16 protein-coding genes and 1 tRNA gene are annotated in these 15,866 nt (G+C 40.0%); 12 read left to right on the plus strand and 5 right to left on the minus strand.

The window, feature by feature from the left end:
* Window positions 1–6 precede the first annotated feature (6 nt).
* Window positions 7–1,770 carry an ABC transporter ATP-binding protein gene (locus tag J2X77_RS17665; protein ID WP_209578367.1) on the plus strand — a complete coding sequence of 588 codons (1,764 nt, stop codon included), beginning with the start codon at window positions 7–9 and terminating at the stop codon, window positions 1,768–1,770.
* Here J2X77_RS17665 and J2X77_RS17670 read toward each other — a convergent pair whose 3' ends face one another.
* The gene (locus J2X77_RS17670) at window positions 1,771–2,292 is read right to left on the minus strand and encodes a hypothetical protein (protein WP_209578369.1); all 522 of its coding nucleotides are present in this window, start codon (window positions 2,290–2,292) and stop codon (window positions 1,771–1,773) included. It lies immediately after the preceding gene.
* A 188-nt stretch (window positions 2,293–2,480) separates the two neighbouring features.
* Here J2X77_RS17670 and J2X77_RS17675 point away from each other — a divergent pair, with 188 nt between their 5' ends.
* Window positions 2,481–2,963: a DUF4293 domain-containing protein gene (locus tag J2X77_RS17675; RefSeq protein ID WP_209578370.1), complete on the plus strand. Its 483-nt coding sequence runs from the start codon at window positions 2,481–2,483 to the stop codon at window positions 2,961–2,963.
* A 66-nt stretch (window positions 2,964–3,029) separates the two neighbouring features.
* Entirely contained in the window at window positions 3,030–3,494 is a 465-nt protein-coding gene (locus J2X77_RS17680) for a hypothetical protein (protein ID WP_209578371.1), read from the plus strand.
* Window positions 3,495–3,562: 68 nt separating this feature from the next.
* Here the strand turns inward: J2X77_RS17680 and J2X77_RS17685 are convergent, their stop codons facing one another.
* The gene (locus tag J2X77_RS17685; protein ID WP_209578373.1) at window positions 3,563–4,102 is read right to left on the minus strand and encodes a DUF2892 domain-containing protein; all 540 of its coding nucleotides are present in this window, start codon (window positions 4,100–4,102) and stop codon (window positions 3,563–3,565) included.
* Between the two features lie 206 nt (window positions 4,103–4,308).
* Between J2X77_RS17685 and ung the strand changes: the two genes are divergently transcribed.
* Window positions 4,309–4,983 (plus strand): uracil-DNA glycosylase, encoded by a 675-nt coding sequence (gene ung / locus J2X77_RS17690; RefSeq protein ID WP_209578374.1) that lies wholly within the window; start codon window positions 4,309–4,311, stop codon window positions 4,981–4,983.
* Between the two features lie 130 nt (window positions 4,984–5,113).
* Here the strand turns inward: ung and J2X77_RS17695 are convergent, their stop codons facing one another.
* The gene (locus J2X77_RS17695) at window positions 5,114–5,584 is read right to left on the minus strand and encodes an Lrp/AsnC family transcriptional regulator (RefSeq protein WP_046673117.1); all 471 of its coding nucleotides are present in this window, start codon (window positions 5,582–5,584) and stop codon (window positions 5,114–5,116) included.
* A 331-nt stretch (window positions 5,585–5,915) separates the two neighbouring features.
* Between J2X77_RS17695 and sufB the strand changes: the two genes are divergently transcribed.
* From sufB to sufD, 3 genes are all read left to right on the plus strand, one after another.
* Window positions 5,916–7,367 carry a Fe-S cluster assembly protein SufB gene (sufB, locus tag J2X77_RS17700; RefSeq protein WP_209578376.1) on the plus strand — a complete coding sequence of 484 codons (1,452 nt, stop codon included), beginning with the start codon at window positions 5,916–5,918 and terminating at the stop codon, window positions 7,365–7,367.
* Between the two features lie 63 nt (window positions 7,368–7,430).
* Window positions 7,431–8,189, plus strand: a complete 759-nt coding sequence (sufC, locus tag J2X77_RS17705) for a Fe-S cluster assembly ATPase SufC (protein WP_209578377.1) — start codon at window positions 7,431–7,433, stop codon at window positions 8,187–8,189.
* Between the two features lie 59 nt (window positions 8,190–8,248).
* Window positions 8,249–9,556 (plus strand): Fe-S cluster assembly protein SufD, encoded by a 1,308-nt coding sequence (gene sufD, locus J2X77_RS17710; protein ID WP_209578379.1) that lies wholly within the window; start codon window positions 8,249–8,251, stop codon window positions 9,554–9,556.
* Between the two features lie 554 nt (window positions 9,557–10,110).
* Here the strand turns inward: sufD and J2X77_RS17715 are convergent.
* Window positions 10,111–10,183, minus strand: a tRNA-Gly gene (locus J2X77_RS17715).
* 58 nt (window positions 10,184–10,241) lie between these two features.
* Complete coding sequence (locus J2X77_RS17720; RefSeq protein ID WP_209578381.1) at window positions 10,242–11,786, minus strand: NAD(P)/FAD-dependent oxidoreductase; 1,545 nt, start codon at window positions 11,784–11,786, stop codon at window positions 10,242–10,244.
* A gap of 166 nt (window positions 11,787–11,952) precedes the next feature.
* Between J2X77_RS17720 and J2X77_RS17725 the strand changes: the two genes are divergently transcribed.
* The 5 genes from J2X77_RS17725 to J2X77_RS17745 all read left to right on the plus strand — a co-directional run bounded on the left by J2X77_RS17725 (window position 11,953) and on the right by J2X77_RS17745 (window position 15,831).
* Window positions 11,953–12,531: a LemA family protein gene (locus J2X77_RS17725; RefSeq protein WP_209578555.1), complete on the plus strand. Its 579-nt coding sequence runs from the start codon at window positions 11,953–11,955 to the stop codon at window positions 12,529–12,531.
* 152 nt (window positions 12,532–12,683) lie between these two features.
* Entirely contained in the window at window positions 12,684–13,112 is a 429-nt protein-coding gene (locus J2X77_RS17730; RefSeq protein WP_209578383.1) for a TPM domain-containing protein, read from the plus strand.
* A 140-nt stretch (window positions 13,113–13,252) separates the two neighbouring features.
* The gene (locus tag J2X77_RS17735; protein ID WP_209578384.1) at window positions 13,253–14,056 is read left to right on the plus strand and encodes a YgcG family protein; all 804 of its coding nucleotides are present in this window, start codon (window positions 13,253–13,255) and stop codon (window positions 14,054–14,056) included.
* A 74-nt stretch (window positions 14,057–14,130) separates the two neighbouring features.
* Window positions 14,131–15,270, plus strand: a complete 1,140-nt coding sequence (locus J2X77_RS17740; RefSeq protein WP_209578386.1) for a TlpA disulfide reductase family protein — start codon at window positions 14,131–14,133, stop codon at window positions 15,268–15,270.
* A 114-nt stretch (window positions 15,271–15,384) separates the two neighbouring features.
* A complete protein-coding gene (locus J2X77_RS17745) occupies window positions 15,385–15,831 on the plus strand; it encodes a hypothetical protein (protein ID WP_209578387.1) in 447 nt (148 codons plus the stop codon).
* Window positions 15,832–15,866: the final 35 nt, after the last annotated feature.

Below are 15,866 nucleotides of genomic sequence, written 5' to 3' on the forward strand. Positions count from 1 at the left end.
TTTAACGTGAGTCAAGATAAAATAACTGGTAAAACCTACGATATCAATTTGGTAAAGCGCATGAGTCGCTATATGCGGCCGTATCATGTCACATTTTGGATATCGGTCGTTCTAACGATATTGTTAGCCGCTGTGGCGCCCGCTTTGCCCATGCTAATTCAGCACACACTGGATAACTATATCTTAAACTTCGATACAAGCGGATTATCTTTTATGTTGATAGCGATGTTGGCCCTGGTCATCCTACAGACTTTGATCCGTTATTATCATACCCTAATGACGAATACCCTTGGGCAGTCCGTAATTCGCGATATTCGAATTCAGGTATTTAATCACATCGTACAACTCAGGCTGAAATATTTTGATCGTACGGCATTGGGAAAATTGATTACACGTACCATCTCTGATCTGGAAACCCTTTCAAATATTTTTTCTGAAGGGTTGATCCAGATTATTGGTGATTTATTGCAGCTGGTTGTTATTCTGGTTGTCATGTTTTACTCCGACTGGAAACTGACATTGATTGTTTTAATTCCAATGCCTTTGATGGTGGGCGCGACTTATGTGTTTAAAGAGGCAATGAAGTCTGCTTTTATTGATGTGAGAAAATGGGTTTCCAACTTAAATACTTTTCTACAAGAACACATTACGGGAGTCGGTATTATCCAGTATTTTGCGCGCGAAAAGCAAGAAATGGATAAGTTTAAGGAGATTAATGCACAACATCGAAATGCACATATCCGGACGAATTGGTACTTCTCCATCTTTTTTCCTGTTTTGGAAATTATCATGGCAATTGCCTTGGGGTTATTGGTCTGGTTCGGTTCCAAGCAGATTATGGGGGATGTGATCTCTCCTGGTGTCGTGGTCGCTTTTATCATGTATATCAATATGATCTTTAGACCCATTCGGGAGCTTATAGATAAGTTTAATACCCTTCAAATGGGGATGGTGAGTGCTGAACGCATCTTTGAAGTCCTGGACACTGACGAAAAGACACCAAATTTAGGAACCTTGAAACCCCGTCATATCAACGGGGAAATTGTTTTTAAGCACGTTTGGTTTGCCTATAATGAAGAAAACTGGGTGCTGAAAGATGTGAACTTCAATGTCAATCCAGGGGAGACTTTGGCTTTAGTGGGAGCTACTGGTGCCGGAAAGTCTTCGACGATCAACATTTTGAGCCGGTTTTATGAAATTAATAAAGGTGAAATTCTGTTGGACGGCCGTAATATCCGCGATTATGACCTTGATTATTTGAGAAATACAATAGCAACGGTATTGCAGGATGTATTCCTTTTTTCGGATAGTGTTCTCAACAATATTACGCTCGGTGATCCAACGATTTCTAGGGAGCAGGTAATCGCAGCCGCGAAGGAAGTAGGAGCGCATAATTTTATTATGCGGCTGCCCGGGGGCTATGATTATGATGTGAAAGAACGGGGTGCAACTTTGTCTGCTGGACAGGCACAGTTGATTTCTTTTATACGGGCGCTGGTGCACGATCCCCGGATTCTTATCTTGGATGAAGCGACCTCTTCGGTGGATACCGAAACGGAAGAGCTAATCCAGCATGCAATTGACAATTTAATGAAGGGAAGAACATCAATTGTCATTGCTCACCGCTTGTCCACCATTCAGAAGGCGGACAAGATTATTGTGTTGGATAAAGGCGAAATAAAAGAAATCGGAACACATCAGGAATTGTTATCTTTTGATGGTTACTATAAGAAACTATACGACTTGCAATTTCATTCCGCAGGAATTTAATTAAGCAATAATACTCTCTTTAGGAATAGTTTCTTCATCTTCAATACGTGTATTTGCTTTAATTTCGGAACCCCGTCCTACAAGAACATTTGATCCAATTGAAACATTTGGTCCGATATTAACGAAATCTTCAATAATGGTATTACATTCGATAACAGCAGAGCCCGAGATAACGCAGTGGTCGCCTATCTGCACATCAGGGGCGACAGAAGCGCCAGGAAGGATAATGGTACCTTCTCCAATTTCTGCCCTCTTCGATACGAAAGCTTTCGGATGGATGAGCGTCTTGTAGTTCCATCCAGCATTTTCCGATACAATCCGTTGGCGAAGACCCGGATTTTTGACTGCAATAAAGAACTCTTCTTCCGTTTCTTTAACTTGATGATGAAGTTGAACCTCATAATCGAATACATCTTCAATGAGCAGCGATTTGTCGATAAGGCCACCAATATCAATCGAGAGGTCTTCTGCTACATCGACTGCAGTTTTTGCGTGGGCAGTTGCACCGTATATATATAACATGTTTTTTTTCGCAAAGATAAAGCTTTCTAAAAAGATGCTCTTTGGTATCCGGTAAAAAATTGCAACAAAATGTTGGTTTGATTGTTTTTCTATTTAAAGAGCTATAAAGTTGATTGTTTTTTCGGAAGCAATTATATTGCATATAAAGATCAATTTATCTAAGTTTGTTGCTGTACAAAAATTAAACTATGATTCAACGTATCCAAACTGTTTATTTGCTGATAGCAGGATTAGTCATATTTGGCTTGTTTCTATTTCCCTATGTTAATTATAGCGATTTAGTGGGGTTAGGGAAAAATGTAAAAGTAACTGGCGTGTATGGTGTGGCTGCAGGCCAGTCTGTACATGAAGGGGGATTTGGGTATATCCTTCAGACTGTAGCAACCGTTTTATTAGGAGGGCTTCCGATATTTACGATATTTAAGTTTAAAAAACGTAAAGTTCAACTTTTGCTTATCTGGGTAGAGATCGTGGCGATTATATTATTTGCAATATGGTTATATTCATCTGCAAGTACCCATTTAGCTACAGTAAGCCAATTTTTGGGTGCTGGAAATATCGGAGTAGGATTCTTTTTATTGCCAATTTCGATTATTTTCTGTGCGTTAGCCATGGGAGGCGTGCGAAAAGATGAAAAGTTAATCCGATCTGCGGATCGCTTACGGGCATAATTTTAAAATAATAATACAATAATTGTCAAAGCTACGGTTTTCGTGGCTTTTTTAAGTATATATGATATGAATGTTTTTGTTCGATATATGTCCATCTTCATACTTTTCCTTGGTGGCACAATAGTACATGCGCAGTCTGCAGATTCGTTGCTGGTTGTTGACGATATTCAGTTTGATGTCAAGGGGTATTATGTAGATGAATCTAAGAAAGAATTGGTGGTTAATCTATTTGCTATATCGTACAGTACTGATCCGAGGGAATATAAAATGAATACCTTTTCCACGCAAGTGTTGGATCAGAAAAAACAGTCCCATTTTTTTTCAAGGATCCAAATGGGCAATGTTTTAGTTAAGTTCGAGGATAGACAGAATTATCTGCATTATTTATTAGAAGAAGATAAGCCTGTGGATATACAGGTGGTTGTTAAGGATTGGAAGAAAACGGATAAGCCGCTTATGATCAAGCTGGTGTTAGAGAGCAGTACAGAAGAAGGCGAGTTTTTGGATGTTCCTATTCCATTAAAGAATTAGTTGATTGAGGTATCGTTTAAAAAAAAGCTTCGAAGTTATAACTTTGAAGCTTTTTTATTTGGTCAATATTATCGATTATATCGGATCTGCTGCCTGTCCATCATGCCCATCTGATCTTTCATCATTTTGATCTGGTCCGCCAATAATTTGTTTTTATCTGCTTTTTTCGCTTCTTGAAGAAGTTTTTCTGCTTCACGCTTATTGCGTTTTGCCATTGCTACCCCGGCTAGGCTTAATTTTGCTAAAGCAATATTATGGTCCATATGTAAACCCAGAGCCAATGCTTTCTTAAAATATTTTTCAGATTGCATGGGTGCACGTTGTGATTCGATCAGCCCAATCAGCATATTGTAGTAACCGTGCTGTTGTGGAATCAATTGCTTTTCGTAGTTGGTGATTTTTCCTAGCCATTTTTCTGCTGCGACCATATTTTGTTTACGCATATGCCATTGCGCAATCAGCATATATTCATGGAAAAATACAGTAACGAAGCCTAAAATCGTGACGAAAATACCTAATATTCCCCAGCCCCAGTTCCCAGTCCAGAATAAGGCAACTGTTCCGATAAGCAATGCACTGCAAATAATGATTCTAACGAGATTTGACATAAATCTTTGTTTAAAATATTTTTATTCAATTTAATCTTGCAAATATCCGTTAATTTCACCGTTTAAGCAACTTGTTCAGGTGGTTATTTTGTAAAAATGTATTTTTATAGAAGTCAGCGGCCCTTAAACTAGTTTCGCATATCGAAAGAGAAAGGAGGGGGGCGGATAAATTTGCCTTTGTATTGAACTTTATCTATGTTTGAATTATGGAAAAGCAATATGATGATTCTTGGGCGCCTGTGTTAAAGCCGTTGTTCGCCCAACCCTATATGAAACAGTTGTCTACTTTTGTACAAGGGGAGCGTCGACAAAAGAAAGTGTTTCCACCGGCAGGTCTTGTCATGAATGCTTTTAAACTCACACCACTGGATCAAGTGAAAGTTGTCATTTTAGGACAGGATCCTTACCATAATGACGGACAGGCGCATGGTCTATCTTTTTCTGTTCCGGAAGGAATTGCGGTGCCGCCGTCCTTAAAAAATATTTTCAAGGAATTGCAAGATGACATACCTGGTTTTGTTGAGCCACAATCTGGCAATTTGACTTCTTGGGCCAAACAAGGAGTGCTGCTATTGAATGCGACATTGACCGTAGAAGCACATCGCGCAGCATCCCATCAAAAGAAAGGTTGGGAGATTTTTACAGACAGCATTATTCACGCCATTTCGGAGCATTGCGATCACGTAGTATTTCTATTATGGGGAAGTTATGCCCAAAAGAAAAATGTGCTTATTGATGCGAAAAAACACCTTATCCTAACGGCGGTACACCCCTCACCCTTATCTGTTTATCGCGGTTTTTTTGGCAGCAAACACTTTTCAAAAGCAAACCAATACTTGGTTGCGCAGGGTAAAACTCCAATTGATTGGCGCCTGGTTTAAATTTTGCGAGAAGTTTATTATACCATCGCCGGCGTTCGCCGGAAAGAGTAAATGTTCTCTAAAGGTAAGCTGCCGGTAAAGATGTTTTTGATAGAGACTAGGTGTATTTGCCTAATAATTCATATACCACTTAATATTCCAAAGGAATAATAGGCTCTTTTTTGCTTGTAGACATAATCATCATGGTTTGGAATGTCTTTACAAAAGGTATTTTGGATATTTTTTCCATAATAACACCTTCGTAAGCTTTGATATCTTTCACGTAAACTTTGAGAATGAAATCGCAATTTCCTGTAACGTGGTGGCACTCGGTTACTTCAGGTATCATTTTTACTGCGGCAACAAATTCCGGTATCGCATTGTGCGTATGGAAGTCGAGTGAAATTTGGATGAACGATTTGATTCCAAGACCTAGCTTCTCTTCGTCTACAAATGCATGATAACTTTTGATGAAGCCTGAATTTTCCAGCTTTCGCACACGTTCTAATGTTGGAGCGGGAGAAAGTCCAATGCTGGAAGCGAGCTGCAAATTAGTTATACGACCATTCTCTTGTAATAGTTTAAGAATTTTTAAATCTGTTTTGTCCGGTGCAAAGGGCATATCTTAAGTCTTAATAATCAATACTATTTGTAAATATACAAAATTAAATTTGGAAATTTAAAAATATACGAAATTATTGACGATTAATAGATTTTAGCTATATCATTGATGTGTATTTATAGCTTTAATTGATGAAAAATCATTTGACTGTCATAATCGTTTGAAATGTGTTCATTTTAATTAAATAGAGTGACAAATATCATTTTTTATTAAAAATACCAGCGTATAGCCGTATAAAATGCTGTTTTATTGGCTTTGAAATTGTAACTTTGCAGTTCGATAGGTGGGGAGGTGAAGCCCTCCCAAATTAGTTAAACCGTGAGAGCGCAATATGAGTACTAAAGACGACGATTTGTTAAAAGAGCTAGAGCTCGAAGAATATAAATACGGGTTCACGACAGATATCGAAATGGAAATTGCAGCCAAAGGCCTTAGTGAGGATACGGTGCGTTTTATTTCGGCAAAAAAGAATGAGCCTGAATGGTTATTGGAGTGGCGATTAAAAGCTTTCCGTCATTTTTTGACGTTGAAAATGCCTACTTGGCAGAACTTTAAAGCTCCTGAAATTGATTTTCAAGAGATTTCTTACTACGCCGCTCCTAAAGCAAAACCACAGCTGAATTCAATAGATGAAGTTGATCCTGAGTTGATTGCTACTTTTGAAAAATTAGGGATTCCTTTGGACGAGCAGAAAATATTAGCTGGTGTTGTTGCCGTAGATGCTGTCTTTGACTCCGTTTCCGTCAAAACAACATTTCGTGAGAAGTTAAAAGAACAAGGGGTCATCTTTTGTTCGTTTGGTGAAGCTGTGCAAGAGCATCCAGAGTTGGTGAAAAAATATTTAGGCACAGTTGTCCCGCAGACCGATAATATCTATGCGGCCTTGAATTCTGCTGTTTTCTCCGATGGTTCATTTGTTTATGTCCCAAAAGGAGTGAGATGTCCGATGGAATTATCGACCTATTTCCGTATCAATGCACAAAATACGGGACAATTTGAGCGTACGTTGATCGTTGCAGATGAAGGAGCTTATGTGTCTTATTTGGAGGGGTGTACAGCGCCTATGCGTGATGAAAATCAACTGCATGCTGCGGTCGTTGAACTGATTGCAGAACGCGATGCCGAGATTAAATATTCAACAGTACAGAACTGGTATCCTGGTGATAAAGATGGAAAAGGCGGGATTTATAATTTTGTGACTAAACGTGGAATCTGTAAAGGGGACAACAGTAAAATTTCCTGGACTCAGGTGGAAACTGGTTCTGCAATTACATGGAAATATCCGGGGGTGATTTTAAAAGGTAATAATTCGATTGGCGAATTTTACTCTGTGGCCATGACGCGCAATTATCAGGTGGCCGATACAGGTACGAAAATGATTCATTTGGGTAAGAACACAAAATCTAAAATTGTCTCTAAAGGTATCTCTGCCGGTAAGAGCCACAACAGTTATAGAGGTTTGGTAAAGATCGGGCCGAATGCAGACAACTCGCGTAATTTTACACAATGTGATTCCTTATTGATTGGTGATAAATGCGGAGCGCATACGTTCCCTTATATCGAAAATAGAAATAAGACGGCTAAGTTAGAGCATGAAGCGACTACTTCTAAAATTGGTGAAGACCAAGTATTCTATTTGAATCAGCGTGGTATAGATTCAGAAAAAGCTGTTGGTCTAATTGTCAATGGTTATGCGAAGGAAGTATTAAATCAGTTGCCGATGGAGTTTGCGGTAGAGGCTCAGAAATTATTGGCAATTTCATTAGAAGGTTCAGTAGGATAGATAAAAAATCATTGGAAATGTAGTTTTATAACACTGCATTGCACCATACTCAATACGAATAAAATGTTAAGCATTAAAAATTTACATGCGTCTGTAGAAGACAAACAAATATTAAAAGGGTTAAACCTAGAAGTAAAAGCGGGAGAAATTCACGCGATTATGGGGCCTAATGGTGCTGGTAAAAGTACTTTGGGCAATGTATTGGCGGGACGTGAATCGTATGAAGTAAGTGAAGGCTCGGCATTATTGGATGGTATAGATTTATTGGATCTTTCACCCGAGGATCGTGCACGTGAAGGGCTGTTCTTGGCTTTTCAATACCCTATTGAAATTCCGGGTGTATCGAATATCAATTTCTTGAAAACAGCTGTAAATGATATCCGCGAATACAAAGGGCTTCCTCCTATGGAAGCAAAGGAATTTTTACAGCTGGTTAAAGACAAGCAAAAATTAGTAGAGTTTTCAGCTAATTTAGCTAACCGTTCTTTAAACGAAGGGTTTTCCGGCGGTGAGAAAAAGCGTAACGAGATTTTTCAATTGGCCATGTTAAATCCAAAATTGTCTATTTTGGATGAGACCGATTCTGGTTTGGATATCGATGCACTTCGTATCGTTGCAAATGGGGTGAATCAATTGCGCTCCAAAGACAATGCTTTCATTGTTATTACACACTACCAACGTTTGTTGGATTATATCGTTCCAGATTTTGTTCACGTACTGTATAATGGGCGCATTGTGAAATCAGGACCTAAAGAATTGGCTTTGGAACTTGAAGAAAAAGGATACGATTGGTTAAAAGAATATGATGCACAAAACGCCTAATCTTTTACCTGAATTATTAGGATTAGAAGAGAATTTTGGCGATTTGATTAAAATATAACATGAGTACATTAGTTTCAGAATCATTACTTCAACAAGTGTTGGGAGCATACAAGGAGCAAGGCGTTTCGGACGAACCTTCGTTTTTTGTACAAGCCCGTCAACTTGCATTCGAACGTTTCGAAGCAGCAGGCTTTCCCACCGTTAAGAATGAAGAATGGAAATATACAAACATCCACAGTATTATCAATAAGACCTATGCGCTTGATGTTGATGTGGATATCGAAGGCTTAGATTTTGGTGCTGGTGAGATCCCTAAGCTGGATGCCTATCGCATTATCTTGGTAAATGGCCAATATGTATTGGCAGTAAGCGAACTAGAAAGTGTGAAAGGACTTTCGGTTGTTCCTATGGATGAAGCCGTGTCGGACCCTGCTTTTGAAGCGCATTTTGCCAAATATGCCGATAAGTCAGACAATATTATGGTTGCGTTAAATACCGCTGCTTTCACGAATGGTGTTTTTATCCATGTAAAGAAAGGCGCCATAATTGATAAACCAATTCAGATTATTCATGTCGCAACAGGCAAGGAGGATTTCTTTGCACAAACGCGTAATTTGATTGTTGTCGAACCAAATGCAGAGCTAGAGTTGATCGAAAGCTTCATCACTGCAGAAGGTACTGCAAATAACGTTCAAAACAAGGTTTCTGAGATTATCGTCAAAGAGAATGCAAAGATGCAGCATTATTATTTGCAACTCGCTGGATCTGTAAGCCGGTACTTTAATCATACAGAAGTACACCAAGAAAAATATAGCCTTTATAATAATTACAATTGTAATTTCCCCGGAGCACCATTTATTCGTAACAATATCAATGTACGTTTGGATGCAGAAAATGTGGAAAGCCATTTATATGGCATTAACTTAACTGCTGGAGATCAATTGGTCGATAATCATACCGTTGTAGATCATCTTAAGCCGCACTGCGAGTCTTACGAATGGTATAAGAATATTACGCAGGATAAATCCGTTGCGGTTTTCAATGGGAAAATTTTTGTTCGCGAAGATGCTCAAAAAACCAATGCTTTTCAACAAAACAATAACATGTTGATGTCAGATAATTCAGCGGTGTACACTAAACCACAATTGGAGATCTTTGCAGATGACGTAAAATGTTCGCATGGATGTACGATTGGTCAGTTTGACAACGAAGCACTTTTTTATCTAAGAGCAAGAGGTATTGGTGAAGAATCTGCGCGTATCCTGTTGGTTCATGCCTTTGCATTTGATGTAACCACACGTTTCTCTAACGAAGTTGTTCGGAAATATGTTGAAGAGCTTGTAGAGGAAAGCCTGAGAACAAATTAAATCCATATTGGATTATATCGCTTTTAAAATATGGCGTTTACTAATGAAGTAGACGCCATGTTTTTTCTATGCGACCGATGGAATCATAGTCATTATATCAATAGACATTTTTCTTTTTGTTGCTCTTAGTTGGATGGAAGAGCTTCTAATTGTATTGGGAAGAAATGCCCGAAAGATGTTGTACATCGCGGGGTATATATGGTAGGATGCATGGGAACCAAATTCGCCCTTCTCACGGTGTTACAACGGATCTTAGTCGGAGCTTTAACGTTAGTTGTTCGCTTGTAACCGAAGAAGCACCGAGCAAGTACCGAAGAAGCACCGAGGAAGTGTAGAACCTGATCCCCTTTAGGTCTTTCTTCCCTAAATAGAATCATAATTGAAATTTATACTTTCTTTGGTATCTGGTCGAAGTTGTGCTAATACTTCTTTCGTAAATTTTAAACTCAAATTTGGCAAGGAGAGAAACGATAAAGCGTTACCGGATGTAAATAGAAGGGAAAGGAGACTATTATTAAATGCAAAAAGCTTCCAAATTTTGGAAGCTTTTTTAGAGCGAAAGACGAGATTCGAACTCGCGACCCCAACCTTGGCAAGGTTGTGCTCTACCAACTGAGCTACTTTCGCGTTGATGCTACAAAAATAACGCATTCATTCGTATTCTGCAAGAGAAAAAGCAAAAATGTTAACTTAAATCGATCGCATCAACGCAATTAATTCCATCTATTGCAGCGGAAATGATACCTCCGGCATAACCAGCACCCTCACCACACGGATAAAGTCCCTTGACCTGAGGATGTTGTAAATCTTCTTTATTTCTAGGAATACGGATCGGTGAAGACGTACGGGATTCGACCCCAACTAAAATAGCTTCATTGGTGTAATAACCTTTCATCTTTTTGCCAAAGATAGGCAAGGCACCTTGTAATGCTTTGTGAACAAAAGACGGCAATACTTCGGTTAGGTCTGCAGAGGCTGTTCCGGGTTTGTAAGAATTCTCTGGTAGGTCGAAAGACACTCGTCCTTCGACGAAATCAACCATGCGTTGTGCTGGAGCGACCAGATTCCCACCGCCTATCGAAAAAGCTTTTCGTTCAATCTCCTTCTGAAAATTGAGTAATGCAAACGGATCCGTTTGTGCGTCGGCAACATCCGCTAGGTTTATCTGGATAACAGTGCCTGAATTAGCGTGCGGGTTATTTCGTTTAGATGGTGACCATCCATTGACAACAATTTCGTTTAAATCAGTTGCACAGGGAGCAATGACCCCTCCAGGGCACATGCAGAAAGAAAATACACCACGATCATTAACCTGTTCCACCAAGCTGTAATAGGCGGGCGGCAAATGCTCGCTTCTAACCTGACAGTGGTACTGTGCCTGATCAATAATTGTCTGTGGATGCTCGATGCGCACTCCTAAAGCAAATGGTTTTGCTTCAATCAGCCAATTATTACGGTAGAAAAGCTCGAAAATATCGCGAGCAGAGTGCCCTGTCGCTACGATAACGTGATTGGCTTTGATGTGTTCGCCACTGGCTAACTTGACGCCACGAACTTGCCCAAAAGATTCTAAAATGTCGTCCACGCGCTGGTCAAAGTGAAATTCACCACCAAACTCAAGGATACTGTCGCGCATGGCTTCAATAATATGCGGTAGTTTGTTTGTGCCAATGTGTGGTCGGGCATTGACCAGAATATCTGTGGTGGCACCATGAGAGACGAAAAGCTTAAGCACTTTGTCTACATCCCCCCTTTTATTGGAACGTGTATATAGTTTTCCATCCGAGTATGTCCCTGCGCCACCTTCACCAAAGCAGTAATTCGATTCGGGATTCACAATGCCTTCACGGTTCAGCTTCGCAAGATCACGTCTACGGTCCTGTACTTTCTTACCACGCTCAATGACAATTGGTTTGAGGCCACGTTCGATGCAACGGATCGCAGCAAATATACCAGCAGGCCCTGCGCCTACAATGATAACCGATTTTCCATCTTTGACCGACTTGAAATTATTTTCGTAGATTTCAGGGATAGGCAGTTCATCGATGTAGTAAATAATGCGGGTCCGGTAGACTACCTGCCTACTGCGGGCATCAATTGAACGTTTTCTGATTTTGTATCCTTTGATTTGCTGGGGTTGAACGCGTAGGGTTTTTATACCTTGTTGTAGAATATAGTGTTCATCCTCCATTTTTTCAGGTGGTATCGCAATTTCGATTTCTTTTTGCATAGTATAAGGGGCTGGGTTTTTATCCCAAAACCGATACAAAGTTAATGAATATTGACTATTTGAAGATTTGGAAATAAAAATATTCTTATCTTAGTAAGAGCTTGGTATATGCTTTGATAGTGTAACCGTATAATTTGAATAGTATTTAATTCTTTGAACAATGAAAATTAAAAGATTTTTGGTCGCCCTATGTGGTTTATTTGCATTAGTATCCTTAAACTCCTGCGGCTATAATACAATGGTCTCGCAGGATGAGAATGTTAAAGGAAAATGGGCGCAAGTTGAAAATGCGTATCAACGTCGTGCGGATCTTGTTCCGAATTTGGTCAATACCGTAAAAGGGGCAGCAAAGCATGAAGAAAGTACCTTGACCGCAGTTGTCGAGGCAAGAGCTAAAGCAACCTCTGTAACGATTAATGCTGATGATCTGTCTGAAGAAAATATCGCTAAATTTCAAAAAGTTCAAGACGAGTTCAGTGGCTCATTGAGTCGCCTTTTGGCTTCTGTTGAAGCTTATCCTGACTTGAAGGCGAACCAAAACTTTTTGGAACTTCAAGCGCAATTAGAAGGTACTGAAAATCGTATTTCGACAGAACGTAGAGCCTATAATGAAGCTGTACAGCAATATAACACAACAGTACGTAGCTTTCCCAACAATTTAATGGCCGGCATGTTTGGATTTAAGGCAAAAGGTACATTTACTGCTGCCCCAGGTTCGGATAAAGCACCAACGGTATCATTCTAAGCAAATTGACAGCAATGAATGGGATGATGGATGATGCGGCTTTCGTAGAAGCTCATCATCCATTTTTTTTCGTTTTTTAATTAAGAAATATTTTTTGGACATTGATCAACCCTTTGGTGACTCGTCAAAGAATACACATATATATATAGATTATGGCTTTAAATTCTGAAGAACAAGACAAAATCGTCCACGCCATTAATGTGGCCGAAAATGAGACTTCCGGTGAAATTCGTGTGGTAGTAGAAAATCATTGCCCCGATGAGGTACATGATCGCGCAACTTATTATTTTTCCAAATTAGGCATGCATAAAACAGTATTGAAAAACGGTGTCCTTATTTATATCGCGTTGGAAGATCACAAGTTTTCCATTATTGGAGATAAAGGAATCCACCAGCGCGTGGAAAGTGATTTTTGGAACAGTACCAAAGATCTGATGGTGGCTGAGTTTAGGGAGGATCGTATTGTTGAGGGCTTGGTTAGAGGGATCGAACATGCGGGCAAACAGTTGGCAAAATTCTTCCCCCGAGAGCATGATGATATCAATGAACTGCCCAATGATGTCGTGTTTGGGGATCGTTAATCGTCAATTAGCAGGCAACAGCAACGCAGCTACTGCTTGTGGAATAAATGAATAAATATAAATAGCCGCGAAACTTCGAGGTTTACCGATTGCCTATAGAAGCACGAAGAATTGCTTAAGGCGGACAAAAAAATAATAGGATGAAATTTGTATTGAAATTATTTTCCCTGATTCGAATACCTGCTATGGCAATATTGCTTTGCACGTTGTCGATAGCCTCAGTATTGGGCCAAGATTTCCCAGAAGCATCAAACAGACTTGTCAATGATTATACCAATACGTTGACAGCGAATCAAAAGCAATTACTGGAACAAAAGCTACTGGCCTTTGAGGATTCTACATCCACGCAAATCGCGGTAGTTATGATGAATTCTACGGGAGGCTATGATATTTCTGATTACGCAGTACAATTAGCGAAGAAATGGGGAATTGGCAATAAAAAATATAACAACGGTATTTTATTGTTGGTCGCACTTGGGGATCGCGCAGTGACCATTCAGACTGGATATGGGATAGAGGGAGCTGTTCCCGACGCGATTGCCTATCGCATTATCGAGAATGATATTAAGCCTGCATTTCGTCAAAGAGATTATTACAAGGGAGTGGATGACGCGACCAGTTCCTTAATATCCTATACCAAGGGTGAATACAAAGCTGATCCAAAGCAACCAAAAGGAAAGGGCTCGGGATCTGTTATGTTTGTGATCATTATTGTGATTATCTTGATCGTTATTTTCTCGAATCGCGGCGGCGGTGGTGGCGGTGGCCGGCGTGTCATGAATGGGCGCGGTGCTTCTGATGTGTTTTGGTGGACATTGCTGAGTGGCCTTGGCGGCGGTGGCGGGCGAAGTGGTGGCGGCGGATTCGGTGGTGGATCGGGCGGTGGATTTGGCGGTTTCGGCGGTGGTGATTTTGGTGGTGGCGGTGCATCTGGCCGTTGGTAACATCTTTGCTAAAAAATGTTAAATAGCGCTTCCATGAACTGGAAATGTTTTACATTTATGTGGAGTATATAATTATGAAAAAGAGAATATTAATGGGTTTAAGCTTTTTACCAGCCTTATTAATGGCGCAAGAAAGCTACACCGTGACAGGGAAAGTAAATGCTACGTCGGACAAAGCGAAGGTGTTTATGCAATACATTACCAATGCAACCCGGCAGACAGATTCTGCGATGGTCGTAAAAGGTGAGTTTAAGTTCAATGGGCAGGTGGCCTCACCAACCAAAGGTATGATGATCTATTCACCAGAAGGCTTATCTTTCGCTGAACTTAGAAATAGTCAAAAGCAGCCTGAAACGGCACAGCTATATCTTTCTAAGGGAGTTATCAAAGTCGATGCAACCAAAGGGTTTAAAGATGCAACTATTTCGGGTACAACGCTTAACGACGATCTTATGCAGTATAAGGCTTTTGTAAAACCTTATTCGGACGCATTCGAAGCGTTGAATCAACAATATTACGCTGCTTCTGATACTCAAAAACAGGATCCTAGTTTCATCGAAGGTTTGCAAAAGCAAGCTGGTGAGATTTCTGAAAAAATGGAAAAATCAGATGCAGAATTTATAAACAAAAATCCGAAGAGCTGGTATACATTGGATTTATTGTCTGACAATCTCAATGGAGAGAATGTTACTGAATATGTAACTTCTTTCGAGAAATTGTCTCCTGAATTGAAAAGTTCCGAAAAAGGGAAGGAGTTGGCTGATCGCATTCAGAAATTGAAAGCCGTGGCTGTTGGTGCAATAGCACCGGACTTTACGTTGCCGGATACCACAGGAAAAAATATTTCCTTATCATCTTTAAGAGGTAAATATGTCTTGTTGGACTTTTGGGCGAGCTGGTGCGGTCCTTGCCGTCACGAGAACCCGAACGTGGTCGCAGCCTTCAATAAGTTTAAAGATAAAGGGTTTACGGTATTTGGTGTATCTTTAGATAATCCTGGTAAAAAGGATGCATGGGTGAAAGCCATCCATGATGATAATTTACAGCAATGGCCACATGTTTCAGACTTACAGGGCTGGAAATCTGCTCCGGTCAAATTATATGAAGTGCGAGGTATTCCACAAAACTTTCTGATCGATCCGTCGGGCAAAATTGTCGCATCAAATCTAAGAGGTGAAGCTTTGGAAGCGAAGCTGGCTGAATTGCTGAAATAACTCAATTCGTTTTCGGCTGCCATTAGGCCTTTAATAGCCCCTAATTGTTAAAATCATGTGATATGAGGATGCAATTAGGGGTTTCTTCTTAAGGGACCAAAAAAAATTATAATAATGAATAAAATAGTATTTCTGAGTATATTTTTGTGGAGTGTGATTGCCTCGTGTAGTGGTGATGAAGATAAGGGTATTCCTGTTGTGAACTTAGAAGCACTTCATGCCATTCCCCTGGATCATTCTATTGATCAATTGGCGAAGGACACTACCTTTATTGACGTTACGCTTCCGCCAAATGCCAGAATCGATCAGCTCTCCCAAAAAGAACTGGGAAAACTAAAAGCTGCTGCCTATCGCTTTTATCAGCATGTCACCTTAGAAGATAATCAATATCGCGTTAACCTTAAAAGCCCTGAGGTTTTACACTTATCTGATCAGGTGGTTAGAGCCTATGAACAGGCTATCAGTAATACGAATCATTTCGCTGACTCGATGGCAAAAGCAGGTCAGGCAATACAATTGCCCCCTGTGTCAGAGCAATACCTAAATAATTTGCTTAAGTAGTAATTTTTATGAGATCGTGTGCTATAGTTCGTTTT

The organism is Sphingobacterium sp. 2149 (assembly GCF_031455655.1).
Lineage (GTDB): Bacteria > Bacteroidota > Bacteroidia > Sphingobacteriales > Sphingobacteriaceae > Sphingobacterium.